A 26,569-nucleotide genomic window follows, 5' to 3' on the forward strand; every position below is an offset into this window, starting at 1 on the left:
TGCCTGTGCGAGTCGCCAAAATTGCGGCCTGTCGAGGCTGTCAAACCCCGCAAAAATTCATACATTGCGGTCATGCCCAAAACCTCCCCGAAGACCTCCGCCCAAGCCGACACCAAACCCGCTGCGACAGCTGCTGCCAAACCGATCGCGGCGAAGGCCGCCGGCAAGGGTGACCACGTCTTCCTGGTCGACGGTTCCGGCTACATCTTCCGCGCCTATCACGCGCTGCCGCCGCTGAACCGCAAGTCCGACGGCCTTCAGGTCAATGCCGTGCTCGGCTTCTGCAACATGCTGTGGAAGCTGCTGCGCGACATGCCCGCCGACAACCGGCCGACGCATCTGGCGATCGTGTTCGACAAGTCGGAAGTGACGTTCCGCAACAAGATCTATCCCGAATACAAGGCGCACCGGCCGCCGGCGCCCGACGATCTGATCCCGCAATTCGCGCTGATCCGCGAGGCCGTGCGCGCCTTTGACCTGCCCTGCCTGGAACAGGGCGGCTTCGAGGCCGACGACCTCATCGCGACCTATGCGCGGCAGGCTAGCGATCGCGGCGCGCACACGACCATCGTGTCCTCCGACAAGGATCTGATGCAGCTCGTCAACGACAAGATCACGATGTACGACACCATGAAGGATCGCCGCATCGGCATTCCCGAGGTGATCGAGAAGTTCGGCGTGCCGCCGGAGAAGGTCGTTGAGGTGCAGGCGCTGGCCGGCGATTCCACCGACAACGTACCGGGCGTCCCCGGTATCGGCATCAAGACCGCGGCGCAACTGATCGTCGAATATGGCGACCTCGAGCAGCTCCTGTTCCGCGCCACAGAGATCAAGCAGCCCAAGCGTCGCGAGGCGCTGATCGAGAACGCGGAGAAGGCGCGGATCTCGCGAAAACTCGTGCTGCTCGACGACAAGGTCGAGCTGGAGGTGCCGCTCGACGATCTCGCGGTGCACGAGCCCGACGCACGTAAGCTGGTCGCTTTCCTGAAGGCGATGGAATTTTCCACGCTGACGCGGCGCGTCGCCGACTATTCGCAGATCGATCCTGCGAATGTCGATGCCGATGCGAGCAACAGCAGCGAGGCACGCGGCGGGGCCGCCGACGGCGCGGTCAAGACAAAATTGTCCGAGACGTCCGGCGATCTCTTCGCCAGCCCTGCCGCAATTGCCAAGGGCGGCGACAAGGGTGACAAGTCGGCGAGCCTCAAGGGCGCGCCGATCTCGTTAGCTGCCGTGCGGGAAGAGGCCTTGAGAAAGCTTCCAGTGGACCGCAGCAAATACCAGGCGATCAAGACGCTCGCCGAGCTCAACGCCTTCATCGCGCGCATCCACGATGCCGGTCATGTCGCGATCGAGGTCCGCGCCAATTCCATCGATCCGATGCAGGCCGATCTCTGCGGCATCGCGCTGGCGCTGGCGCCGAACGATGCCTGTTATGTGCCGCTGGCGCACAAGCAGTCCGGCGGCGGCACCGGCCTGTTCGATGCGGGGCTGGCGCCGGATCAGGTCAAGCACGCGGATGCGATCGAGGCGCTGCGGCCGGTGCTGGAATCGGCCGGTATCCTGAAGATCGGCTTCGACGTCAAATTCACGTCCGTCATGCTGGCACAGCACGGTATCACGCTACGCAATACCGACGATGCGCAGCTGATCTCCTATGTGCTCGATGCGGGCCGCGGCTCACATGGCATGGAATCGCTGGCGGAGCGCTGGTTCGGTCACGCCGTCCTGACTGATAGCGACGTGCTTGGCAGCGGCAAGAACAAGCTTAGTTTCGATCAGGTCCCCATCAACAAAGCGACCGAAACGTCAGCCGAGGATGCCGACGTGACGTTGCGCATATGGCGCGTGCTGAAGCCGCGTCTCGTTGCCGAGCACATGACCGCAGTCTACGAGACGCTGGAGCGGCCGCTGGTCGCGGTGCTCGCACGGATGGAGCGGCGCGGCATCTCGATCGACCGCCAGGTACTGTCGCGTCTCTCCGGCGACTTCGCCCAGACCGCCGCGCGCGTCGAGGCCGAGATCCAGGAGATCGCGGGCGAACCGGTCAATGTCGGCAGCCCCAAGCAAATCGGCGACATCCTGTTCGGCAAGATGGGGCTGAGCGGCGGCACGAAGACAAAAACCGGCGCCTGGTCGACCACCGCGCAGGTGCTGGATGATCTCGCCGAGCAAGGCCACGATCTCCCGAAGAAGATTCTGGAGTGGCGCCAGGTTTCCAAGCTGAAATCGACTTATACCGACGCGCTGCCGACCTACGTCAATCCGCAGACCCATCGCGTGCACACAACCTACGCGCTGGCCGCGACCACCACGGGCCGGCTCTCCTCGAACGAGCCGAATTTGCAGAACATTCCGGTGCGCACCGAGGACGGCCGCAAGATTCGTCGCGCCTTCATCGCGACGCCCGGGCACAAGCTCGTCTCCGCCGACTATTCGCAGATCGAACTGCGTCTGCTCGCCGAGATCGCCGACATCCCCGTGCTGAAGCAGGCGTTCAAAGACGGCCTCGACATTCACGCGATGACGGCCTCCGAGATGTTCGGCGTGCCGATCAAGGGCATGCCGAGCGAAATCCGCCGCCGTGCGAAAGCGATCAATTTCGGCATCATCTACGGCATCTCGGCGTTTGGCCTCGCCAACCAGCTCGGCATCGCGCGCGAAGAAGCGTCAGCCTACATCAAAAAGTATTTTGAGCGCTTCCCCGGCATCCGCGCCTATATGGACGAGACGCGGGATTTCTGCCGGAGCCACGGCTACGTCACCACGCTGTTCGGTCGTAAATGCCACTATCCTGACATCAAGGCATCGAACGCCTCGGTGCGCGCCTTCAACGAACGCGCCGCGATCAACGCCCGGCTCCAGGGCACCGCCGCCGACATCATCCGCCGCGCCATGACGCGGGTGGAGGATGCGCTCGCCGCAAAAAAACTCTCGGCGCAGATGCTGCTCCAGGTGCATGACGAACTGATCTTCGAGGTGCCCGACGCGGAGGTCGCAGCGACGCTTCCCGTCGTGCAGCACGTCATGCAGGACGCGCCGTTCCCGGCCGTGCTGCTCTCGGTCCCGCTGCATGTGGACGCGCGCGCGGCAACGAATTGGGACGAGGCGCATTGACCGGACGGTGTCGTCCCGGCGAAGGCCGGGACCCATAACCACAGGGAGCAGTTTGGCGAAGATTCGTCGTTCGGTACTCCGACCATTTGCGATCGATAGACCTCGCGGTATGGGTCCCGGCCTTCGGCGGGACGACGTTGGAGTAAAACGCGGCGAATCCAATTGTCCTCCGAGCAATTGCGCGATGGCCTCACCGAGCCGTGCATATTAGAACCGTACGATCCCCCGCACCGGTTCACCCATGCCCCATACATCCGCCCTGCTCGGCTTCGCCCTCGTCTGCCTCGGTCTCGTGCTCACGCCCGGACCGAACATGATCTATCTGATCTCGCGCTCGATCACGCAGGGGCCGGCGGCCGGCATCGTCTCGCTTGGCGGCGTGGCGCTCGGCTTCGTGGTCTACATGCTGTGCGCCGCGTTCGGCATCACCGCGCTCTTGCTCGCCATTCCCTTTGCCTATGACGCGCTGCGCTTCGCCGGCGCCGGCTATTTGCTCTGGCTCGCCTGGCAGGCGATGAAGCCGGGCGGCCGTTCGCCGTTCGAGGTGAAGCAGCTCGCAATCGACAGCCCGCGAAAATTGTTCGCGATGGGCTTCGTCACCAATCTGCTCAACCCGAAGATCGCGATGCTCTATCTCGCGCTGCTGCCGCAGTTTCTCGATCTCACCGCCGGCAGCGTGCTGACGCAGTCGCTCGTGCTGGGCGCGATCCAGGTCGCGATCAGCGTCAGCGTGAATGCGGTGATCGCGCTCGCGGCCGGATCGATCGCGCTGTTCATGGCGAGCCGGCCGAGCTGGATGCTGGTGCAACGCTGGCTGATGGGCACGGTGCTGGCCGGGCTCGCGGTCAGGATGGCGGTCGAGGCGCGGAAGGTGTGACTAAGGAAGCTGTCATGCCCCGGCTTTGCGGGCGATGACAGATCAATCCAGCTTCGCCTCCATCCCGCGCTTCACCGCGGGGCGCGCCATCAGGGCCTCGTACCAGCGCTTGACGTTGGGGAAATCGGCCAGATCCACCTTGTGGCGCGGATGGCGCCAGGCCCAGCCCAGAATGGCGAAATCGGCGACCGAAAGATCGCCGGCGACGAAATCTTGGCCGTCCAGGCGACGGTCCAGCACCCCGTAGAGCCGGCGCGTCTCCGCCATGTAGCGCTTGAGGCCGTAGGCGCGGTCCTGCTCGTTCTCGAGTGCAATGAAATGATGCACCTGGCCCGGCATCGGCCCGAAGCCGCCCATCTGCCACATCAGCCATTCGTAGACCGGAATGCGGCCGGCCAGCGGCTTGGGCAGGAATTTACCGGTCTTTTCGCCGAGATAGAGCAGGATCGCACCGGACTCGAACACGCTGACAGGCTTGCCGTCGGGCCCCTCGGGGTCGACGATCGCTGGGATCTTGTTGTTCGGAGAGAGCTTCAGGAACCCAGGCGCCATCTGCTCGCCTTTGCTGATGTTCACCGGGATCACCTTGTAAGGCAGCCCCATTTCCTCCAGCGCGACCGAGATTTTGCGGCCGTTCGGCGTGTTCCAGGTGTGCAGTTCGATGGTCATTTGCCTTGTTTCCTTGCCCAGTTTCTTGCCCGAGATATCTGGCATCCAACTACTCCAGAAGGTTGCACCCCCACAACCGGCGCACCGGAATGGCCGATCCCTGTTGACGGGACCCGCCCCCTCTGGAATGTCACCGCCGTGGCGGATAAATTCCGCTTCCGCTAAGAACGCTCCCGAGGGACCGCCGTGTCGAAATCAGCCTCCCGCGCCCGCCTGTTCGAAATCATCCGCCGGCGCTCCTTTGGCCGCGGCGAGGTGACGCTCGCGTCGGGCCGCAAGAGCGATTTCTATTTCAACCTCAAGCCGACTATGCTGGACCCGGAGGGCGCGACGCTGCTCGCCGAGCTCACCTACGAGACGCTGAAGGACGATCAGCTCGATTTCATCGGCGGGCTCGAGATGGGCGCAGTGCCGCTTGCGGGCGCGCTGGCGCAGATCTCCTGGATCAAGGGCCATCCGATCGCAGCGTTCTTCGTGCGCAAGAAGCCGAAGGAGCACGGCGCAAAGCTCGCGATCGAGGGCCTGCCCAGGGGCGAAACGCTTCAAGGCAAGCGCGTCGTGATCGTCGAGGACGTCACCACCACCGGCGGCTCGGCGATGAAAGCGGTGGAAGCCGTGCGCGAAACCGGCGCCGAGGTGGTGCTGGTGCTCACCATGGTCGACCGCGAGGAAGGCGCCACCGATACATTCGGTGCGGCCGGCCTGCCCTTCCGCTCGCTCTACAAGGCATCAGAGTTCTTGAAGGCGTAAAGCGCCAAGCTCCCCTCAACCGCTCATTTACCATCCCCCGTTATGGTGAATCATGTGCTGAGACCTCGCGGGTCCCGGCCGGTTCAGTAGCGTCGGGTGGAGTAAGCGTTGCGTACGATTGTGTCCCATGCGCGCCGGCGGCGTCGCGCGATGCTTGTGGCCGCCATTTTCGCAAGCCCGCTGCTTGCGGCTCCCGCCCCGGTTTCGGCTGGGGGCCTGTTCGACTTCCTTTTCGGTGGCGCACAGCAGCGGCCGCAGCGCGAGGTGCCACAGGCGAACTCATACGCTGATCCCTTTACCGGCCAGCAGAATCCCGCGACCCCGCAATATGTCCCGCCGACGCGCTCGGCGGCCGCTGGCAGCTCGGGTCCCGCGTTCTGCGTGCGCAGCTGCGACGGAAAATATTTTCCGCTGATGCGCGGCGTCGCTTCGCCGGCGCAGATGTGTCAGGCTTTCTGTCCTGCCACCGCCACAAAGGTCTTTTTCGGCTCCAGCATCGACGGCGCCTTTGCGCAGACCGGCGAACGCTATGCCGACAGCGAGAACGCATTCGCCTACCGCAAGGCGCTACGCGCGGACTGCACCTGCAACGGCCGCGAGCCGGTTGGCCTTGCCCCGGTCGACCTCGCACTGGACCCTTCGCTGAAGGCTGGCGACGTCATCGCCACCACCGACGGCCTGGTCGCCTATACCGGCGTCCGCCTCGGCAACGACCAGACCGCGGAGTTCACCCCGGTCGCCTCCTATCCCGGCCTCACCGCACAGGTCCGCGCCCGGCTCGGCGAGATGAAGGTGGCGCCAGTGCGGGCGGAGACAGTGGCGGCCGACGCTCCGGCCGCGGAGATCGTGCGCGGGACGCTGCCTGATGTGACGGTGCCGAAGGCGCCGGCGAAGTCGGCGAAGCGGGCGGGGTTGGATTGAGCTTCTCATGGTGAGGAGCGAGAGCATCACCGTCCGATAATCACTCCGATCACATTCGGCGCCGCCAGATATTTCTCCTCGATCGCCGCACGTGCGGCGGCGCGGTTGTCTGCCGTGAGCAGACCGCGCTTCTCGGCCAAGATCATCCAGCAAAAGCCCCACCAGTCGGTCAGCATGCCCGCCTCGCCGACGAGGTCGTAGCCCTGCTCGGCCGCGAAGATGCGCGCATGCGCTTCATCCAGCGTGTCGAGAAACAAATGATCCTCAGCCGCGAACAGATCGTCGCTGACGTCGTCGATGGTGTAGCCCCAGATCGACTGGCACACCGCGTTGAACTCGCGGTCGAACTGATCGTCATCGACGGCATAGCGCCGCGCCGCCAGATGCAGCCGCGACAGCGAGCGCGCGAAATCCGCGATCCGGGTGAGAGCAAATTGATCGAAGGCAATGGTGGACATGTAGTCCTCGCAACGTCGGACAGACCCTAGATATTGTGTCGGCAACGCGCCGAATCACAATGATATATCAAAGACTTGCTAAAGTGTTCTTAATTTGTTCCGATAACGAGCGCGATTGTTTGAAATCGTCGTCCTGGCGAAAGCCAGGACCCATTACCCCGGTCAGCGTTGCTTTTGCGAGCTTGAGCCACAGCCATGAACGCGAGCAGCTATTACGTCTACATCCTTGCAAGCCGTCATCACGGGACGATCTACATCGGCGTGACCAACGACATCCGCATGCGGCTAGAGTTGCATCGTTCGGGGCGAGGCTCGAAGTTCGTGCAGAAGTACAAGATTTTCCGCCTCGTGCATGTTGAGGTCTTCGCCACTCCGCAAGAAGCGATCACGCGCGAGAAGCAGCTCAAGTTCTGGAAACGCGATTGGAAGATCAAGCTGATCGAGCAGGAAAATCCGGATTGGAATGACCAATCGGGCCTCATCTGACAGTCGGGGTAATGGGTCCTGGCTTTCGCCAGGACGACGCCGTCTTCGTTGCACCAGTCGTGCTCAATTCGCAGCCGACATCAACTTATCCCCGCACGCGCTCGCATAAAACTTTCCGCCGCATTGGTGCTTGATGGCGGCGCAGCGTGCCGCTGGTGTGGCGCTTTGCGGGAGCGAGACCGCGCAGCTGAGGCCGTCGGCGCTGCGGCCCTTGCCGGCGGCAAAGGCGGCGCTCGAGGTGGCGATGCAGATGACAACAAGCGCCGCAGTGGCGATTTCGATCAGCAGTCGCATCAGAGGTCTCATGGGGCGTCTCCTCCATACTGATGGCTGAATTGGCGCCCAATCTAGCACCAAATCCACGCTTCTCCGTGCTCGCCCGGGTTCCCAAACCGGCCCGTTCCTTGCATAATTTTACGCCAGCGCAGTTCACGGCCGCGCCAGCGAGGTTTCGGTCCGGAAGCAAGTTGCGTAGGGTTAGTGGTGTTCTCGCGACCAGGAAGTGACGGCCTTGCAAGATCAATCGTTCCAGCCAAATTTCCCCGCCCCCGGTCAGCCCATCGACGAACTCGCGCTGTCTGAGATCAAGGGTGCGATCCTGGCGAAGCTGCGCCTTGCCATCGGCAAGGACGCGGGCATGGCGACCAAGCACGACTGGTATCAGGCTGCGGCGCTCACGCTGCGCGACCGCATCGTGCATCGCTGGCTCAGCGCGGAGAAGCGCAGCTACGACGCGGGGCGCAAGCGCGTCTATTATCTCTCGCTCGAATTCCTGATCGGCCGCCTCTTCACCGACGCGCTGAACAATATGGGACTTTTGAAGATCTTCGAGGTCGCGCTCGGCGATCTCGGCGTCTCCCTGCCCGAGCTGCGCAAATGCGAGCCGGATGCCGCACTCGGCAATGGCGGCCTCGGACGGCTTGCCGCGTGTTTCATGGAGAGCATGGCGACATTGTCGATCCCCGCGATCGGCTACGGCATCCGCTACGATTACGGCCTGTTCCGCCAGATCATCAATCAGGGCTGGCAGCAGGAATATCCGGACGAGTGGCTCGGCTTCGGCAACCCCTGGGAATTGCAGCGGCCGGAAGTGATCTACGACATCAATTTCGGCGGCGGCGTCGAGCATGTCGACGACAAGGGCCGCGACCGCGCGATCTGGCATCCGGGCGAGACCGTGCAGGCGCTCGCCTATGACACGCCGATCGTCGGCTGGCGCGGCCAGCACGTCAATGCGCTACGACTGTGGTCGGCGCGCTCGCCCGATCCATTGAAGCTCGACGCCTTCAACAAGGGCGATTATGTCAGCGCCAGCTCCGAGCAGTCGCGCGCGGAAGCGATCTGCAAATTCCTCTATCCGAACGACGAGAGCCCGGCGGGTCGCGAGCTGCGCCTGCGCCAGGAATATTTCTTCGTCTCGGCCTCGCTCCAGGATCTCATCAAGCGGCATCTCTCGTCCGACGGTCAGCTCCGCAGCCTGTCGTCCAAGGTCGCGGTGCAGCTCAACGACACTCATCCGAGCCTTGCCGTCACCGAGCTGATGCGGATTCTGATCGACCTGCACAATTTCCGCTGGGACGAGGCCTGGAAGATCACGGTCGCAACGCTGTCGTACACCAACCACACGCTGTTGCCCGAGGCGCTGGAGACCTGGCCGGTCGAGCTGTTCGAGCGCCTGCTGCCGCGGCATCTCGAGATCATCTACCGCATCAACGTGCAGCATCTGGCGCTGGCCGAAGCGCGCGCGCCCGGCGACATCGATTTCCGCGCCTCGGTCTCGCTGATCGACGAGAGGAGCGGCCGGCGCGTCCGCATGGGCCAGCTCGCCTTCGTCGGCTCGCACCGCATCAACGGCGTCTCGGCGATGCATTCGGACCTGATGCGCGAGACCGTGTTCCACGATCTCAACCATCTCTATCCCGGCCGCATCACCAACAAGACCAACGGCATCACCTTCCGCCGCTGGCTGATGCTGGCGAACCCGAGGCTGACAGACCTGTTGCGCGAGGCTTGCGGCGACGCCGTGCTGGACGATCCGACCCAGCTCAGCCTGATGGAAGCGCGCGCCAGCGACGTCGCGTTCCAACAGAAATTCCGTGCGGTCAAGCTTCACAACAAGACGGCGCTGGCGCGCCTGATTGGCGAGCGGATCGGCATCAAGGTCGATCCGAACGCGCTGTTCGACGTGCAGATCAAGCGGATCCACGAATACAAGCGGCAGCTGCTCAACGTCATCGAGACGGTCGCGCTGTACCAGTCGATGAAGGACGATCCCAACGCAAACTGGGTGCCGCGGGTCAAGATCTTCGCCGGCAAGGCGGCGGCGAGCTATCGCTACGCCAAGCTGATCATCAAGCTGATCAACGACGTTGCGGAAGTCGTCAACAACGACCCCGCAATCGGCGGCAAGCTCAAGGTCGTCTTCCTGCCCGACTACAATGTCAGCCTTGCGGAAGTGATCATTCCCGCGGCCGACCTGTCCGAGCAGATCTCGACCGCCGGCATGGAAGCGTCCGGCACCGGCAACATGAAGCTATCGCTGAACGGCGCCCTCACGATCGGTACGCTCGACGGCGCCAACATCGAGATCCGCGACCATGTCGGCCTGGAAAACATCGCGATCTTCGGCATGGAGGCCGGCGACGTGATGATCCGCCGCAAGCAGGGGCTGGATGCCTCCGACGTGATCCGCAAATCGCCAAAGCTACAGCGTGCCATCAATGCGATCGGCGCCGGCGAGTTCTCGCCCGGTGAGCCCGGTCGGTTCGAATCCATCGCACACGCCTTGCGCTATCTCGACCATTACATGGTCAGCGCCGATTTCGATTCCTATTACGAGGCACAGCGCGGCGTCGACGCGCGCTGGCAGGTGGCGCCGGCCTGGACGCGCGCATCGATCCTCAACGTCGCGCGCATGGCGTGGTTCTCCTCGGATCGTACCATCCGCGAATACGCCGAGGAGATCTGGAACGTGCCGGTCAATCCGGTGACGCCGCCGTTCCAGGAGGCAGAGGATTTGCGCGACGCGGCCAGTTGATTTTCCGCTGCGTGAAATCGGCTACCTCTGAGGTAATTGCACAAGCCGGCGTCGGACGTGATATGACGTCCGTCATTGAAAGCCGGATCAAACAATGCACGCGAAACTCCCGCACCCGTTCGACGACGCCACCCGCATCACCGCCGGTGACAGCAGTTGGCAGGGGCACACCAGCGACGACTACTGGGCCTTTGTCGGTCCGTTCGGCGGCGCTACCGCCGCGACCATTTTGCGCGCGCTGATCGAGCATCCGCAACGCGCCGGCGAACCACTCGCCCTCACCGTCAATTACTGCGCGCCGATCGCCAAAGGACCCTTCGATCTCGACATACGGCTGGTGAAGGCCAACCGTTCCAGCCAGCACTGGAGCGTCGAACTGTCGCAGGGCGGCGGCGAGGTCGCGACGCTCGCCACCGCCGTGTTCGCCGAGCGCCGGCCGTCCTGGGAGCACAGGGTGGCGACATATCCGGACGCCACCGCGTTCGAGGCAACGCTGCCATTCCCGAAGATCTCGGCGTCCTGGGCCAACCAGTATGAATTCCGTTTCGTCGAGGGCGAGATGCGGATCGGCTCGCCGCAGGCCGAGCTCGCCAGCACCTATTCGAAGATCTGGATCGGCGACCGCACGCCGCGCAAGCTCGACATGCTGTCGCTGATGTCGATGTCGGACGCCTTCTTCGGCCGCATCTTCCACGCGCGACGCGAGCTGGTGCCGTTCGGCACGGTGTCGCTGACGACGTATTTTCACACCGATAGCGAAGAGCTCGCGGCCGAGGACATCACCCGCGTGCTCGCGACGGCCGATTCGAAGATCATGCACAAGAGCTACGCCGACCAGAACGCCGAGCTGTGGTCGCCGAATGGAAGGCTGCTCGCGACCAGCACGCAGATCGCGTATTTCAAGGCGTGAGGGCTCACCCCAACGTCTTCCCGGCGAAGGCCGGGACCCATAACCACAGGAAGTAGTTTGGCGAAGATTCGTAGTTATCGTTTCTTCGCCGGTACTTGCGCTGCACTCCCTCGATAGATCATGCGGTATGGGTCCCGGCCTTCGCCGGGACGACACTGTGTGGTTCGCCCTAGTGGTCACAAAAAAAGGCGGCCTTTCGGCCGCCCTTTTGTATTCACACTGAAAGAGATTACTCCGCCGCGAGCTTCACGTCCGGCGCAGCCGCGCGCACCTCGGCGTCGACCTGGGCTTCGAACTTGGCAAAGTTCTTCTGGAACATGCCGACCAGCGCACGCGCGGTCTTGTCGAACTCGTCCTTGTCCTTCCAGGTGTTGACCGGGTTGAGGATCTCGCTCGGCACGCCCGGCAGGGCGGTCGGGACCGCGAAGCCAAAGTACTTGTCGGTGCGGAATTCGACGTTGCGCAAGCTACCGTCGAGCGCCGCGGTGAGCAGCGCGCGCGTCACCTTGATCGGCATGCGCGAGCCCGTGCCGTACTTGCCGCCGGTCCAGCCGGTGTTGACCAGCCAGCAATCGACATTGTGCTCCGCGATCAGGTCACGCAGCATGTTGCCGTAGACGCTGGGGTCGAGCGGCAGGAACGGCGAGCCGAAGCAGGTGGAGAATTCCGGCTGCGGCTCGTTGCCGAGACCACGCTCGGTGCCGGCGACCTTGGCGGTGTAGCCGGAGAGGAAGTGATACATCGCCTGCGCCGGCGAGAGCTTTGCGATCGGCGGCAGCACGCCGAAGGCGTCGGCAGCGAGCATCACCACGTTCTTCGGCTGCGGCGCGCGGCCGGTGCGCGAGGCGTTCGGGATGAAGTCGAGCGGATAGGCCGAACGGGTGTTCTCGGTCTTGGAGCCGTCGTCGAAATCCACCACGCGGGTGTCTTCGTCGAGCACGCAGTTCTCGAGCACCGCGCCGAAGCGCGTCGAGGCGGCGTAGATCTCGGGCTCGGCTTCCTGCGAGAGCTTGATGCACTTGGCGTAGCAGCCGCCCTCGAAATTGAAGATGCCGTTCGGGCCCCAGCCGTGCTCGTCGTCACCGATCAGCGTGCGGTTGGGATCGGCCGACAGCGTGGTCTTGCCGGTGCCGGACAGGCCGAAGAAGATCGCGGCATCGCCCTTGGCGCCGACATTGGCCGAGCAGTGCATCGGCATCACGCCGCGTTCGGGCAGATAATAGTTCAGCGTGGTGAAGACCGACTTCTTCATCTCACCGGCATAGTAAGACCCGGCGATCAGGACGATCTTGCGGGCGAAGTCGATCGCGACGACGTTCTCAGACTTGCAGCCATGGCGCTTCGGATCGGCGCGAAAGCTCGGCATGTCGATGATGGTGAGCTCCGGCGTGAAGCTCGGCAGCTCAACCGCCTCGGGGCGGATCAAGAGCGTGCGAATGAACAGCGAGTGCCAGGCGAGCTCGGTGAAGACGCGGGTCTTGATCCGGTAGGCCGGATCGGCGCCGCCATAGAGGTCCTGCGCGAACAGCGACTTGCCTTCGGCGTGCTTGAGGAAGTCCTGGTAGAGCGTCTCGAACTGCTCCGCGGTGATCGACTGGTTGCCGGCCCACCACATCTTCTTGTCGGTGGTGGCGTCACGCACCGTGAACTTGTCCTTGGGGCTGCGGCCGGTGAACTCACCGGTGTCGGCGCAGAGTGCGCCGTCGGCGGACAGCACCGCCTCGCCCGCGGCGAGCGAGTATTGATAGAGTTGCGGCGCGCCAAGGTTCCAGTGAACCTGCTTGAGATTCCTTAAGCCGAATTTGTCGGCGCCGAAGGCACCGTTGCGCACGCCCGTCTCTTGCACGAAAAATCCTCCTAGAACCCGCGACACTCTGCGCGACCAAGCTTTGGTGCCATCGCGGCCACCGTTAATAACAGGCCGTCCGGCCTCGGTTGGACGACCTAATATCGGTGAACGCTGACGTTGCCAAGCTGATCCCTTGGGATTTGGTTTATTCAAGGACTGCGCCAAAAGTCGCGCATGTCTGCTCTGAGCAGGCGCATCAAAAAATTATGGATGGTCGCGCAACCAAACGCTCAATTCGGAGTTCTCCGTTGTTGTTGCGACGCACAATTCCAGAGGTTAGTCTATCGTACCGCACCTTCGCCAATGAGTGCGAAAGGTCCCCACATCGCCGGATAAGCATTGCGCGGTGACGAGGTGTCATCGAGATAGGTTAACATGGCGCGCCTCAGCGCTTCGGCTCGGCCGATTTTTGGTTCGTTTTTGAGCAGATCGAAGGTCGATGTGGTCAAGCGGGTGGCAGCTTCGGAATCTACGGCCCAGTGCGAGACCAGCAGCGCGCGGGCGCCGGCATAGAAAAACGCGCGCGCCAATCCAGACAGGGCCTCGGCGCCAGGCTTGTCGCCGGCGATCGTGTTGCAGGCTGACAGCACCACCCAATCCGCGTTGAGCTTGAGCTGGGCAACTTCGCTCGCGGTCAGCAGACCGTCGTCAAGCTCGGAGGGCTGGTCGGGAATGGACAGCGCAAGCGACGGCTCGCCCACGCCCTTGATATCGCCGGCGACGAGGCCGTGGGTGGCAAAGTAGATGATGCTGTATTGAGCAAGCGCTGCATGCTTGAGCGTCGTCTCGCTGGCATCGCGGCCAAGATGGATGTCCGCCTCGGCCGCGCCGACATCCTTGGCCACCGCGTTCAGCTCGTCCGCGGTGTCGGGCAATTGCGGCAGCGCCTGCGCAAGCCGGGCGCGATCGACGCCGGCGCCGCGCCAGAAATCGGTATAGGCTGATGTCGCGATGCTGCGCGCGGCGACTTTCCCGCCTGCTGCGCGCCGGTCGGCAGGTCCGGCCTCGGCGGGATTGAACACGGGATCGCCAAAGCCCGTCATCGGCTTGATGCCCTGATCCCCACGCGCGAAGGCGCGAAGCGATTTCAGGCTGACCACCGACGGCAGCACCGACACGGCCTGGCGGCGCAACAGCCAGGCGGCGCTGCGATAGCCTTCGAGCTTGTCCGGGATCGCAGCCTGCGGCGTCTCCGTAACGAGCAGATGAAACGGTAAAGCGGTCAAGGCGCCCGACGGCACCACGAGCAGGCTGCGCTTCTGCTTTGTCAGCGCTTCGACCGGGCCGAGCAGTGCGACATAGAGCTCGTTGGCGAGCGCGAGGTCGAACAGGCCTGATTTGCCCGAGGCGTCGCGCGCCTTGCCGACATCGAGGCCCTTGCGGAACGCGGTGACCTTCTGCGCCAGCGCATCTGCGCCAAGCGGAATCTCCTTCCAGTCGACGCCGTCGCGCGTGATCGCGATGACATAACTCCGCTTGTCGACGACGGAATAGATCGTCATCGCTTCATCAGCAGAGAGCAGCGGCTGGATGTCCTTCACCGTCAGCGGCAACGGATTGGAGAGCGAGGCGTAGTCGGGGAACTCAACGGCGAGCGTCTTCTGCAACCCGGCGCACTCGCTTGTGATTGCGGCGATGCGCGCGCGGCTGCGCTGCTCGGCCGCGACGTCGCGTTGCGCCGCTCGCTTCGACACCGCGGTGATGATCGCCTTGTCGAGCGCCTCGGCCTCTGCCGCGAGATCCTGGTCCTTGCGCACGAGCTCGGCGAGCCGGTCGCTGCCGGCCGCGAGCCGTACCGCGAGCTTGTTCACGGCGGATGCGGCGGAGGATTGCGTGCCGCGCTGGATCGCCGCGAGTGCCTCGTCTACCGCCTTGTCGGCCGGCAGCAGGGATTGCTGGCGCGCGGAAAACAGGATCGGCAAAACGACACGCAATTGCGCGCGATTGGTCGCAAGCGTCGTTTCGGCAAACGGCAGCGCCTCGGCATTTCGCCCGGCCACATAGAGGAAATAGGCAAGATTGCTGGTCGAAGTCGCCACGTCAGGATGATCCGGGCCAAGCGCCCGCTCGCGGATGACAAGCGCACGGCGATAGAGCGGCTCGGCCTCGGCATAGCGCTGCTGGTGCTCGTAGAGCCCGGCGAGATTGTTCAGCGAGCGCGCGACGTCGGGATGATCCGGCCCCAGCACCTTTTCGCGGATCGCGAGCGAGCGCTTGATCGGTGCCTCTGCATCGGCGTCGCGATTGAGGTCGCGATCAAGCTGGCCGATATTGTTCAGGAGCGTCGCGACCGCCGGATGTTCGGGACCGCCGACCTTCTGGTAGATCGCGAGCGCGCGCTGGAACAGCGGCTCAGCGTCGGCAAAATGCTCCTGCTTCACATAGAGCGTGGCGAGATTGTTGAGGGACTGGCCGACATCGGGATGCTCGCGCGACAGCGCCTTTTCGCGAATGGCGAGTGCGCGCTTGAACAACGGCTCGGCTTCCGCGAAGCGGCTCTGCCGCTGATCGAGCGCGGCGAGATTGTTCAGCACAGGCGCGATCTCGACGCTGTCGAGGCCGGTGCCCTTTTCCATCAGCGCAATGGCGCGCTTGTAGATCGGCTCGGCCTGATCGTCATGGCCCTGATCGGCATAGATCTGCGCGAGGTTGTTGAGCGCTGCCGCAAGGTCGCGGCTGTTGCTGGTCTTTTCCAGTGACGCCACCATGGCCTGCGCCAGCGGTAGCGCTTCCGGATATTTGCCGGCGCTTCTGAGCGCATTGATCCGCGCGCTTTGTGCGGAAAGATCGGCCTTCTGGGCCAGGCCGAGCGTGGCAAACGATAAGGTGATCGCGAGCGCCAAACCCGCGATCCATGCCAAACGACAACGCGTCATGAAACCTCTCGCCGCCAACCGTAGACCATCACGGTCTTGGGTCGCGGCGATGGGCGCCAGCGTTCAAAATTGTCGCAGCTAGTCCACCTTGGCACGCGCTTCGCCGACAAGCCTGACCAGCATCTTGCGCAGCGCCGTGCCAGTCGTCACCCGCTCCGGGAAGTCCAGCCGCAGCGCGGTCTGGTCGTCGTCCTGCATATCGAGGCCCTCAGGGTCGCAGCCGGTGCAGCGCCAGTCCCCCTCGGCCGCACCGAGCAGCTTGGTCGCATAGAGGCCCATGGCGTCGCGGTGGTCGGCATTCATGTGCTCGACTGCGCCTTCCTCGGCCGCCAGCAGGTCCTCGGCTCCCGCAAGGTCCGTGAGGAATTGCCCCGGCTCGAGATCCACGATCCGGCCGAAGCCTGCGACCAGATGGGTTCCCGCAGGGATGATCCGAAAGAACGAAAAATCCTTAAATAAAACAAAGGTTTCCGCCGACGGATGAGCATTGAGATACCGTCGCTGGAGGAGATCTTTTTCGACGTCCGCCTGTTCGGCCCGGCCGGACAGCATGATCCGGGCGCCCTCCAGCGGATCACCCGCGGCACGCTCATCCAGCATCAGGGAGACCCGGCTATCTGCCAGGATATTCCTGGTGTGCAGGGCCAGGCGCGAGATCAGCAGGATGGGCGAGCCGTCGGGGTGGCTCGCCAGATTGACCAGGGAACAATAGGGATCGCCGCTGCCGGCCATCAGCGTGGCCAGCGCCCCCTGCCGGGACCGCCGCAATAGCGATTTGGCGAGCCTTCCGGGGTCGAAATCGGGGGTCGGTTGCATTGGCTTTCTCGGTTCAGGTGGTTGCAAGAGGGGCCTTTTTTCGGGTAAACGAGGGTCTGGTTATGGGTCGATATGCGGCGAATCTGCCGTGTTTCGTGGAACTTGGTCACACTTCAGCCCAGCTTGCATTGCTCGGTGACAAAGTTCGAACTCCAAGTTCGGGACCCATCTATGCGGCGCACCACTGGATTGCTCGCCGTTTAAGCCACGATCCAAACGGAAAGCAGAAAGCAGGCTCATGCCCACAATCGCTTTGGTCGACGACGACCGCAACATTCTCACATCCGTCTCGATCGCGCTGGAAGCGGAAGGCTACCGCATCATGACCTACACCGACGGCGCTTCTGCGCTGGACGGTTTCCGCACCACCCAGCCTGATCTTGCCATCCTCGACATCAAGATGCCGCGCATGGACGGCATGGAGACGCTGCGGCGGCTGCGGCAGAAATCCGACTTGCCGGTAATCTTCCTCACCTCCAAGGACGAAGAGATCGACGAGCTGTTCGGCCTCAAGATGGGCGCCGACGATTTCATCCGCAAACCGTTCTCACAGCGCCTGCTGGTGGAGCGCGTCAAGGCGGTGCTGCGCCGCTCGGCGCCGAAGGATCCGACCGTCGTGCCGAAGGAGAACGACGCCAAGGCGCTCGACCGCGGCCTGCTGCGCATGGACCCGGAACGCCATACCTGCACCTGGAAGAACGAGCCGGTGACACTGACCGTCACCGAATTCCTGATCCTCCAGGCGCTCGCAACGCGCCCCGGCGTGGTCAAGAGCCGCAACGCGCTGATGGACGCCGCCTATGACGATCAGGTCTATGTCGACGACCGCACCATCGACAGCCACATCAAGCGGCTGCGCAAGAAGTTCAAGGTGACGGACAACGATTTCGAGATGATCGAGACGCTCTACGGCGTCGGCTACCGCTTCAAGGAAGCCTGAGGCGCACGCGCCTTCACAAAAGACGAGAGCAACGCCGGTTCTGATTCCATCAGGGCCGGGATGGCTCTAGGATGCGGGGACCCATCGCACGAGCTGTCCTAACGCGGGCGTGAGCATTGCTGGACCGAACGCAGCCTGAGTCGAGTTCGAACGCCGAGGACAGCGCTTCCCACGGCGCCTCGGATCATGACGACAAGCCGATCGCGCAGGGCTGGCGGCCGCTGAACTGGATCAAGCGCGCCGGGCAGTTCTTCTTCGCACTGTCGTTCTCGAGCCTGACCCGCCGCATCGTCTCGCTCAACCTCGCGGGCCTGGTCGCGCTGGTCGCGAGCATCCTTTATCTGTCGCAGTTCCGCGCCGGCCTGATCGACGCGCGGGCACAGAGCCTCCTGGTGCAGGCCGAAATCATCGCGGGCGCTATCGGAGCGTCGGCGACGGTTCAGACCAATGCGATTACCGTCGACCCTGAGCGGCTGCTCGACCTGAAACTGGGCGAGAGCTATGGCGGACCGGACGATTCGCTGGATTTTCCGATCAATCCTGAGCGCGTGGCGCCGGTGTTGCGCACGCTGATCTCACCAACCAAGACCCGCGCGCGGATTTTCGATCCCAACGGCTCGGTGTTGCTCGACAGCCGTGACCTCGACAACGTGCGGACCTTGCCGCTGCCGCCGCCGTCGGAAAAGCCCGGCCTGGTCGAACGCGGGACGGTGGCGGTACGCCTCTGGATCAACCGCGGCGACCTGCCGCTGTATCGTGAGCTCGGGCGCGAGAACGGCAACGGCTATGTGGAAGTCGCCGATGCACTCGAGGGCCAGAAGCGCTCGATGGTGCGAGTCAATGCGCGCGGCGAGGTGATCGTCTCGGTCGCCGTCCCCGTGCTGCGCTCGCGCGCCATCCACGGCGCGCTGATGCTGTCCACCCAAGGCGACGACATCGACCAGATGGTCACCGCCGAACGCCTGGCGATCCTCAAGGTCGGCGGTGTCGCCGCCACCGTCATGATCATGCTGTCGCTGCTGCTCGCGAGCACGATCGCGGGCCCGGTGCGCCGGCTCGCCGACAGCGCCGAGAGCGTCCGCCGGCGCATCAAGAGCCGCGTCGAGATCCCCGACTTCACCCGCCGCCGTGACGAGATCGGCCATCTCTCCGGCGCGCTGCGCGACATGACCAATGCGCTCTACAAGCGGATCGAGGCGATCGAGATGTTCGCCGCCGACGTCGCTCATGAGCTGAAGAACCCGCTGACCTCGCTGCGCTCCGCGGTCGAGACGCTGCCACTGGCGCGCAACGAGAACAGCCGTGCCCGCCTGCTCGAGGTGATCGAGCACGACGTGAAGCGGCTCGACCGGCTGATCTCGGACATTTCGGACGCGAGCCGGCTCGATGCCGAACTCCAGCGGCAGGATGCCAGTCCGGTGGATCTCAGGCGCCTCCTGGGCACGCTGGTTGGGGTCGCTAATGAAACAAAACTCGGCCACGACGTCGCGGTCGAGGCGCGCTTCGAGGGCCGCAGTCCGACCGACACGCTTTCCGTGACCGGTCACGATTCACGGCTCGGGCAAGTGGTCTCGAATCTGCTCGCCAACGCGCAATCCTTCTCCGAGCCCGGCAGCAAGGTGCGTCTCACCTGCCGGCGTGTGCGCGGTGAGATCGAGATCGTGGTCGACGATGACGGCCCCGGCATCCGCGATGATGCGCTGGAGCGCATCTTCGAGCGCTTCTACACCGACCGTCCGCATCAGGGTTTTGGCCAGAACTCCGGGCTCGGGCTCTCGATCTCCAAGCAGATCGTCGACGCCCATGGCGGACGCATCTGGGCGGAGAACCGCGCAGGCCCTGCGGACGCCGACGGCGCGGCGACGGTTGCCGGCGCGCGCTTCGTGGTGAGGCTGCCGGCGCTATGAGCGACGGCGGCCCCAGCATTCACGCCTCCGCGGTCAAGGTCGGGAATCTGGCGGTGCTGATCCGCGGGCCCTCGGGCTCCGGCAAGTCGCGGCTTGCCTTCGATTTAATCATGGCGGGACGCGCCGGCGTGGTCGAAAGGGCCGTTCTGGTCGGCGATGACCGTGTCCATCTGGCGACAGTCGGCGATGAAATTGAGGTTGGTCCCGCCCAGCCATTGGCCGGCCTGATCGAGATCCGGGGCCTGGGAATTCGCCGCTGCGACTTCGTGGAGCGTGCGACCGTCGGCCTCGTGGTCGATCTGGACGCCGCGGACGCCGAGCGCCTGCCTGCGGCGGAATCGCTGAAAATATGCATTTTAGGTGTCGAAATACCGCGAATCCCGATCGGGCGCGGTTATTCGCCCCTCCCACTGGTTGTCGCGGCCTTGACCACTACCAAGAGTTCATCTTCCGTTAACCCTTCAGGCGATTGTTTGAAGGGAAATGGTAACCATATGAACCCCACTATCGCGACCGAATAGACCGGCGCAGCTCCCCTCATCCATCCGTCTAGATTCAGGGAGATACGCAACATCCCCTCTTGCGCGGGGGCTCTGGATGGTCAAAGTGGCGCGTTCGTGCGGTGCACCAAAAGCGCCCGCGAGGAGTTTTTCCGATGATTGGTCTAGTACTTGTGACCCACGGGCGCCTTGCCGACGAATTCAAGGCAGCGCTTGAACATGTCATGGGCCCACAAAAGCAAATCGAAGCGATCACGATCGGCGCCGAAGATGATTCCGATCTCTGTCGAAGCGACATCATCGAAGCGGTTAACCGCGTCGATTCCGGCGATGGCGTTGCGATCCTCACCGACATGTTCGGCGGCACGCCGTCGAACCTTGCAATATCCTGCATGAGCCGGCCGAAGGTCGAAGTGCTCGCGGGCATCAACCTTCCCATGTTGGTGAAGCTTGCCAAGGTGCGTGAAGAACGTTCGCTGCCCGACGCGATCGCAATGGCCCAGGAAGCGGGCCGCAAATACGTCACCATTGCCAGCCGCGTGCTCGCCGGCAAATGAGCGACGACGCGCCGCAAGCCGGGACGGGCGTGCCCGCGGGCGCGATCTCTAAAGACCTCCTGATCATCAACAAGCGCGGCCTGCACGCCCGCGCCTCCGCAAAATTCGTCCAGGCGGTCGAGCGCTTCAACGCGCAAGTGTGGGTGACGCGCGGCGGCGAGACCGTCGGCGGCACCTCGATCATGGGCCTGATGATGCTAGCCGCGGGACCGGGCACGACGATCACGGTGGCGGCAGCGGGTACCGATGCGGAAGCTGCGCTTACGGCGATCACGGAGCTCGTTGAAAGCAAGTTCAACGAAGAAGGGACCTGAGGGTCACTTCTCCGGCGGGGCGATGTAGACGTTCCAGGTCATCGACGGTCCGGCCTTGCCGTGGGTGAAGCGGCGCGTCGTCATCACGATGCGCTCGGCGTTCGGCGCGGTCTCCGAGACCCATTTCTCGAACGCGGGCAACCGGCCGTCGGTCGGATCGAACACACCGATGAAGCCGTATTTCTTGACGTCCTCGAGTGACGTCAGGCCGGAGCTCCAGGCTTCGTTCGGCGTGAACGCGGCCGGATGATCGGGGCTGTAGAACACCATCGGCTGGATCGATTCCATGGTGCCGGCGACGACGGCCCAACGCGAAGCGAAACGCGCGTGCCAGGCTTGCGTCAGTTCACGCGCGAGCTCCGAGCGCGCGCCATAGGTCGCCGTATTGTCGGCATTGACCGCCATCTCGCGCGCGGCGATCCAGGGCGAGGCAATGAGCGTCGCGATGCTGAGCACGAGCCAGATCGCAACGATATTGAACAGCGTCGCACCCTGCACCCGCAGCGCCGGGATCGCGACCAGCGCCAAGGGCACCAGGAAGAACAGCGAGATGCCCCAATCGGTCTTCATGTAGATGCTGAAGATGAGCGCGCCGAGCGGCGGCCCGGCTGCGACGATGATCTGGATGATCCAGATATTCAGCGCCTGCGAGAGATTGACGCCGGAATTGACGCCCCGCGCCCAGGCCCGCGTGACGATGCGCAACGGCGCGCGCGAGAGCAGCGTCAGCCACGGCGGCACCAATGCCATCGCGAGGCCTGCGAGCGCCACCGGCAACGCCAGCAGCGCGACATTGTGCAGGAGATAGCCGAACACCAGCTGATGCACGAGGCCGGCATCCTCGATGCTGTAGGTATCGCCGGCATAGGTCAGCGGCACGAAATGCGCGTCCGCGAGCCAGACGATGTGCGGGATCATCGCCACGGCCATCGTCGCGATCGCGACCCATGGCGCGGGCGACAACAGGAATCTGATCCGGTCGGGATGGATCAGCGCGGCAAGCCCGATGGCGCCGATCATCGTCAGCACCCAGTATTTGGTCATCAGCGCCAGCGCGCCGGCAAGCCCGAGCAAGACTCCGGATTGCCAACTCCGCTTCTCGAAGGCGTTGAGATAAGCAAGCACGAGCAGCGGCAGCGTGACGAGCTGCAACAGGTCCGGGTTGTACTTGAAGCCCTTGAAATTGAAGATCGGGTAGAGCGCGACCATCGCCACGACCAGGAACGCGCGGCGCGGATCGACGACACGCAACGCGACGAGCCAGCAGATCACCATGCCTACGCTGACGGTGGCCATTGCGAGCGCATAGGTCGCCCAATCCGTCGCCGGGAACGCCATGAACCAGACGCCGGCGATCCAGCCCGACAGCGGCGGGTGCTTGCCATAGCCGAGCAGGAACTTCTGGCCCCAGCCCCAGGCCTCTGCGACGTCCATGTGAACGTCCTGCGCTGCCTTGAGATTGATCAGGATGAAGGTCCAGATCACCGCATGCAGGATCGCGAACTGGATCACCAGCCAAAGCCGGGCTGAGGGGTGGATCGCGCAGGCAACCAGCCAGGCCCGGAAGCGGCCAAAGCTCACCCGGGGCTTTGCGCGGGCGCGGGCGGATGGGATCGAGGTGGTCGACATGGGCCGTTGCGTAGCGCGTTTTGGGCCAGTGTGGAATCAGCTTGGCGTGAACAAAGCCCCTGAAAATACAGCAATATGGTTGCCGCACGGGGATGTGAGTGGTATCCCGCGCCCATGACGACCGTCCCCATTTCCAACATCCGCAATTTCTCCATCGTCGCCCATATCGACCATGGCAAATCGACGCTGGCCGACCGCCTGATCCAGATGACCGGCGGCCTCACCGACCGTGAAATGGCGGGCAAGGAGCAGGTGCTCGATTCCATGGACATCGAGCGCGAGCGCGGCATCACCATCAAGGCGCAGACGGTCCGCCTCGCCTACCACGCCAAGGACGGCAAGGATTACATCTTCAACCTGATGGACACGCCCGGCCATGTCGACTTCGCCTACGAAGTCTCGCGGTCGCTGGCGGCTTGCGAGGGTTCCCTGCTGGTGGTCGACGCCAGCCAGGGCGTGGAAGCGCAGACGCTTGCCAACGTCTACCACGCGCTCGATGCGGGTCATGAAATCGTGCCGGTCCTCAACAAGGTCGACCTGCCCGCGGCCGAACCCGAGAAGATAAGGCAGCAGATCGAGGACGTGATCGGCATCGACGCGTCAGACGCGGTGATGATCTCGGCCAAGACCGGCCTCGGCGTTCCCGATGTGCTGGAGGCGATCGTCACGCGCCTGCCGCCGCCGAAGGGCGATCGCGAAGCCACATTGAAAGCGCTGCTGGTCGACAGCTGGTACGACGTCTATCTCGGCGTCGTCGTGCTGATCCGCGTCGTCGACGGCGTCATGAAGAAGAACAGCCGCATCCGCATGATGGGCACGGGCGCGGCCTATGACATCGAGCGCGTCGGCTTCTTCACGCCGAAGATGACGCAGGTCGACGAGCTCGGCCCCGGCGAGATCGGCTTCATCACCGCCGCAATCAAGGAAGTCGCAGACACCCGCGTCGGCGACACCATCACCGACGACCGGAAGCCGGTCACCGAAATGCTGCCGGGCTTCAAGCCGGCCATCCCGGTGGTGTTCTGCGGCCTGTTCCCCGCGGACGCCGATGATTTCGAGACCTTGCGCGCGGCGATGGGCAAGCTGCGCCTCAACGATGCCAGCTTCTCCTACGAGATGGAGACGTCGGCCGCGCTCGGCTTCGGCTTCCGCTGCGGCTTCCTCGGCCTGCTGCATCTGGAGATCATCCAGGAACGTCTGTCGCGCGAGTTCGATCTCAATCTGATCGCGACCGCGCCAAGCGTCATCTACAAGATGAAGCTGACCGACGGGCAGGAAATCTCCATTCACAATCCCGTCGACATGCCGGACGTGGTCAAGATCGCGGAGATCCAGGAACCCTGGATCGAGGCCACGATCCTCACGCCGGACGAATATCTCGGCAGCGTCTTGAAGCTTTGCCAGGACCGCCGCGGCTCGCAGAAGGAGCTGACCTATGTCGGCTCGCGCGCGATGGTGAAGTACGATCTGCCGCTCAACGAAGTGGTGTTCGATTTCTACGACCGCCTGAAGTCGGTCTCCAAGGGCTACGCCTCGTTCGACTATCATCTCACCGACTACAAGCCGGCCGATCTCGTCAAGATGCAGATCCTGGTCAACAACGAACCGGTCGATGCGCTCTCGATGTTGGTGCATCGGACCCGCGCGGAGGGGCGCGGCCGCGCCATGGTCGAGAAGATGAAGGAGCTGATCCCGCCGCACATGTTCCAGATCCCGATCCAGGCGGCGATCGGCGGCAAGGTGATCGCCCGCGAGACCGTGCGCGCACTGCGCAAGGACGTCACCGCAAAATGCTACGGTGGCGACATCACGCGTAAACGAAAACTTCTGGAGAAGCAGAAGGAAGGCAAGAAGAAGATGCGGCAGTTCGGCAAGGTCGACATCCCGCAGGAAGCTTTTATTGCCGCGCTGAAGGTCGATAGCTGAGGCGCGGCGCTGCTTGGCGCCGGCTTCACTCCGGCCGCGCCAGCCTCGCCTCAAACAAAAACGCGAAAACAACCCCATGCACAGTAGCGAGGGGCTTGTCGGCATTGCATTTTTTCGATTTTACGAAATCCGTTTGCTCCGTCGGGCAAAACAGGGGCATGATGGCAGGATCGCAGCGTGTGTGACCGGCAGCGGTGATGTCCCATCAAACCAACCCCGTAACGTTTGTGCTCATTGCCCGGATACCTACCGAGGGTGTCGACAGCTTTCGCGCCTACGAAGAGGCCGTCCTGCCGCTCTTGCCTGAGTTCAACGGATGTATCGAGCGGCGGCTTCGAAATCCGGATGGCACCATCGAGATGCACATTGTCAGCTTCGCATCCGATGCGGACTTTCAAAATTATCGGAATGATCCCCGGCGGGCGGCGCAAGCCCGGCTGTTGGAAAAATCGGCGGCGAAGCTGGAATTGCTTCCGATGACGGACGTCTAAAAGCGAAGAGTTTTGGTTGAATCGATGCAAGCCGAGGACGCGGTCCACCTCTCCCGCTTGCGGGCAGGGCTATCGCATATGAAGAAAAACGTGGCGGGCAGCTTGCCTGCGGCCCATCCTTCGAGACGCCCGCCTATGGCGGGCCCTCAGGATGAGGTCGCGTTTTGCGGCGCGATATTAAACCCTCATGGTGAGGAGCCCGCCAAAGCGGGCGTCTCGAACCATGCAGGCCGAGCTCATCCGGCAGCCTTCCGCTGTGCGATCGCCCTGCGCTTGCGGGGGAGGTCGGCGCGAAGCGCCGGATGGGGGCTCTCTCCACATCGGGAGTGTCCATTACGGAAGCACCCCCACCCCAGCCCTCTCCCGCAAGCGAGGGCTTTGCTTAATTGGCCGTGCGGGAGTGAGGCTCGATGTGGGGCATTTTTTTGTGTGGCCTCGGATGGCGAGCGAACGCAGACGGCCTTGTTTTCGTGGCCGATCGATGGCGTTGGGCTACGGCAGTCACGCCACACCTCCCGCGGGACACAGCACCGCCCATCGTTTGAGGTTCATGGCCAAGCAGAGAAGACGCAGATGGGTATGGTTGCGTGCCAAGCCCAGATAGCGAGCGCGCGCCCAGCCGTAAACGCCCTTGAGGCGCGCAAAGACCTGCTCGACCGGCGCGCGGCGGCGTCCCACGGCGTCGTTGAAGCGCTTCTTCCGCTCGGTCAGGGGATGATGCTTGTTGGGCCGGAACATCAGCCGCGGCTTGATGCCCCGGGCAGCCAGCCCGGCGCGGCGCTCGTGCTTGTCATAGGCCTGGTCGGCGTAGACCGCCTTCTCGTCGCCGCTGATCAATTCATCGGCCGGCACCGTATCGTTGACCGCAGCGTCGGTCAGCTTACTGCGACGGATGATCGCCGAGCACTGGTCGACACCGACATGCGCCTTGTAGCCGAAGTATCGCTTGCCACCCTTCTTGGTCCATCGCGCATCCGCATCGCGCTCGCTGTTGACCAGCTTGCTCGGCGCGCGCCCGTCTGGGCCGGGCGGCAGCGGGTCCTTTGGCGGCTTCGGCGGCTTCACCGCCGCCGGGATCAGGCTGGCGTCGATCAATGTGCCTCGACGCAGCACCAGCCCGCGCGCGTCGATCTGGCGCAGCATCTCGGCAAACAGCGTCTCGTCCAGACCGGCCTGCTGCAAAGCTTCGCGGAAGCGCCAGATCGTCGTATGGTCGGGCGTCTCGTCGCCCAGCGCAAAGCCGCAGAAGTCGCGGAAAGAGGCCCGGTCATCGAGCGCTTCTTCCAGTTCCGGATCGGACAGCCCGTACCATTGCTGCAACAGCACAGCCTTGAACATCACCAGCCGAGGATAGGCCGGCGCGCCACGCTCAGGTTCCGGAAGGCCGCACAGCACGCGCTCCACAGCCCCCCAATCGACCAGTTCGCAAATCCGCCTCAGCACCGCACCGCCTTTCCCACGCCGCGACGCCAGCGCATCTGCGAAGCTCGGTTGCCCAACCTGCCGATATGCCATCCCAAGACCCTCTTCAGATCTCTC

The 26,569-nt window shown here is 63.7% G+C and carries 22 protein-coding genes; 14 read left to right on the plus strand and 8 right to left on the minus strand.

The features are described from left to right. Positions 1-72 precede the first annotated feature (72 nt). Together polA and UB31_RS04405 are read left to right on the plus strand one after the other, a co-directional pair. Entirely contained in the window at positions 73-3,117 is a 3,045-nt protein-coding gene (gene polA / locus UB31_RS04400; protein WP_045009946.1) for a DNA polymerase I, read from the plus strand. A 241-nt stretch (positions 3,118-3,358) separates the two neighbouring features. Further along, positions 3,359-3,994, plus strand: a complete 636-nt coding sequence (locus UB31_RS04405; RefSeq protein WP_045009947.1) for a LysE family translocator — start codon at positions 3,359-3,361, stop codon at positions 3,992-3,994. Positions 3,995-4,036: 42 nt separating this feature from the next. On the opposite strand, the gene UB31_RS04410 is transcribed toward UB31_RS04405, so the two are convergent. After that, entirely contained in the window at positions 4,037-4,663 is a 627-nt protein-coding gene (locus UB31_RS04410; protein WP_045010001.1) for a glutathione S-transferase family protein, read from the minus strand. 186 nt (positions 4,664-4,849) lie between these two features. On the opposite strand from UB31_RS04410, the gene pyrE reads away from it, so the two are divergent. Together pyrE and UB31_RS04420 are read left to right on the plus strand one after the other, a co-directional pair. Then, a complete protein-coding gene (gene pyrE / locus UB31_RS04415) occupies positions 4,850-5,413 on the plus strand; it encodes an orotate phosphoribosyltransferase (protein ID WP_045009948.1) in 564 nt (187 codons plus the stop codon). Positions 5,414-5,563: 150 nt separating this feature from the next. After that, positions 5,564-6,334, plus strand: coding sequence for a DUF2865 domain-containing protein (locus UB31_RS04420; protein ID WP_045009949.1), 771 nt, complete (start codon positions 5,564-5,566; stop codon positions 6,332-6,334). A 26-nt stretch (positions 6,335-6,360) separates the two neighbouring features. Here UB31_RS04420 and UB31_RS04425 read toward each other — a convergent pair whose 3' ends face one another. Beyond that, complete coding sequence (locus tag UB31_RS04425; protein ID WP_045009950.1) at positions 6,361-6,792, minus strand: hypothetical protein; 432 nt, start codon at positions 6,790-6,792, stop codon at positions 6,361-6,363. A 195-nt stretch (positions 6,793-6,987) separates the two neighbouring features. Here UB31_RS04425 and UB31_RS04430 point away from each other — a divergent pair, with 195 nt between their 5' ends. Further along, on the plus strand, positions 6,988-7,278 hold the full coding sequence (locus UB31_RS04430) for a GIY-YIG nuclease family protein (RefSeq protein WP_045009951.1): 291 nt from the start codon (positions 6,988-6,990) through the stop codon (positions 7,276-7,278). 63 nt (positions 7,279-7,341) lie between these two features. On the opposite strand, the gene UB31_RS04435 is transcribed toward UB31_RS04430, so the two are convergent. Then, complete coding sequence (locus UB31_RS04435) at positions 7,342-7,584, minus strand: hypothetical protein (RefSeq protein ID WP_045009952.1); 243 nt, start codon at positions 7,582-7,584, stop codon at positions 7,342-7,344. 205 nt (positions 7,585-7,789) lie between these two features. On the opposite strand from UB31_RS04435, the gene UB31_RS04440 reads away from it, so the two are divergent. After that, complete coding sequence (locus UB31_RS04440) at positions 7,790-10,315, plus strand: glycogen/starch/alpha-glucan phosphorylase (protein ID WP_045009953.1); 2,526 nt, start codon at positions 7,790-7,792, stop codon at positions 10,313-10,315. A gap of 94 nt (positions 10,316-10,409) precedes the next feature. Beyond that, positions 10,410-11,225 carry an acyl-CoA thioesterase gene (locus UB31_RS04445; RefSeq protein ID WP_045009954.1) on the plus strand — a complete coding sequence of 272 codons (816 nt, stop codon included), beginning with the start codon at positions 10,410-10,412 and terminating at the stop codon, positions 11,223-11,225. A gap of 229 nt (positions 11,226-11,454) precedes the next feature. Here the strand turns inward: UB31_RS04445 and UB31_RS04450 are convergent, their stop codons facing one another. The 3 genes from UB31_RS04450 to UB31_RS04460 all read right to left on the minus strand — a co-directional run bounded on the left by UB31_RS04450 (position 11,455) and on the right by UB31_RS04460 (position 16,766). Next, complete coding sequence (locus UB31_RS04450; protein WP_045009955.1) at positions 11,455-13,071, minus strand: phosphoenolpyruvate carboxykinase; 1,617 nt, start codon at positions 13,069-13,071, stop codon at positions 11,455-11,457. Positions 13,072-13,355: 284 nt separating this feature from the next. Then, a complete protein-coding gene (locus UB31_RS04455; protein WP_045009956.1) occupies positions 13,356-15,950 on the minus strand; it encodes a CHAT domain-containing protein in 2,595 nt (864 codons plus the stop codon). A 78-nt stretch (positions 15,951-16,028) separates the two neighbouring features. Next, entirely contained in the window at positions 16,029-16,766 is a 738-nt protein-coding gene (locus UB31_RS04460; protein WP_045009957.1) for a HugZ family pyridoxamine 5'-phosphate oxidase, read from the minus strand. 238 nt (positions 16,767-17,004) lie between these two features. On the opposite strand from UB31_RS04460, the gene UB31_RS04465 reads away from it, so the two are divergent. The 5 genes from UB31_RS04465 (at position 17,005) to UB31_RS04485 (ending at position 20,984) form a co-directional block, all read left to right on the plus strand. Further along, positions 17,005-17,706: a response regulator transcription factor gene (locus UB31_RS04465; protein ID WP_045001704.1), complete on the plus strand. Its 702-nt coding sequence runs from the start codon at positions 17,005-17,007 to the stop codon at positions 17,704-17,706. Between the two features lie 116 nt (positions 17,707-17,822). Next, positions 17,823-19,613, plus strand: coding sequence for a sensor histidine kinase (locus UB31_RS04470; RefSeq protein WP_045009958.1), 1,791 nt, complete (start codon positions 17,823-17,825; stop codon positions 19,611-19,613). Beyond that, the gene (locus UB31_RS04475) at positions 19,610-20,134 is read left to right on the plus strand and encodes an HPr kinase/phosphorylase (protein WP_045009959.1); all 525 of its coding nucleotides are present in this window, start codon (positions 19,610-19,612) and stop codon (positions 20,132-20,134) included. Before UB31_RS04470 ends, UB31_RS04475 begins: the two co-directional genes overlap by 4 nt. Before the next feature lie 134 nt (positions 20,135-20,268). Then, positions 20,269-20,670: a PTS sugar transporter subunit IIA gene (locus UB31_RS04480; RefSeq protein ID WP_024339151.1), complete on the plus strand. Its 402-nt coding sequence runs from the start codon at positions 20,269-20,271 to the stop codon at positions 20,668-20,670. Continuing rightward, entirely contained in the window at positions 20,667-20,984 is a 318-nt protein-coding gene (locus tag UB31_RS04485) for an HPr family phosphocarrier protein (protein WP_045009960.1), read from the plus strand. The genes UB31_RS04480 and UB31_RS04485 overlap by 4 nt, the downstream gene beginning before the upstream one ends. 3 nt (positions 20,985-20,987) lie before the next feature. Here UB31_RS04485 and UB31_RS04490 read toward each other — a convergent pair whose 3' ends face one another. Then, complete coding sequence (locus tag UB31_RS04490) at positions 20,988-22,613, minus strand: glycosyltransferase family 39 protein (protein ID WP_045009961.1); 1,626 nt, start codon at positions 22,611-22,613, stop codon at positions 20,988-20,990. Positions 22,614-22,727: 114 nt separating this feature from the next. On the opposite strand from UB31_RS04490, the gene lepA reads away from it, so the two are divergent. After that, positions 22,728-24,539 (plus strand): translation elongation factor 4, encoded by a 1,812-nt coding sequence (gene lepA, locus UB31_RS04495; RefSeq protein ID WP_045009962.1) that lies wholly within the window; start codon positions 22,728-22,730, stop codon positions 24,537-24,539. 197 nt (positions 24,540-24,736) lie between these two features. Beyond that, entirely contained in the window at positions 24,737-25,030 is a 294-nt protein-coding gene (locus tag UB31_RS04500) for a hypothetical protein (protein ID WP_045009963.1), read from the plus strand. Between the two features lie 501 nt (positions 25,031-25,531). Here UB31_RS04500 and UB31_RS04505 read toward each other — a convergent pair. Next, the coding region (locus UB31_RS04505; protein ID WP_245305927.1) for an IS5 family transposase at positions 25,532-26,569 on the minus strand (1,038 nt) is incomplete at its 5' end.

Origin of the sequence: Bradyrhizobium sp. LTSP849, assembly GCF_000938255.1 — a bacterium.
Taxonomy (GTDB): domain Bacteria; phylum Pseudomonadota; class Alphaproteobacteria; order Rhizobiales; family Xanthobacteraceae; genus Bradyrhizobium.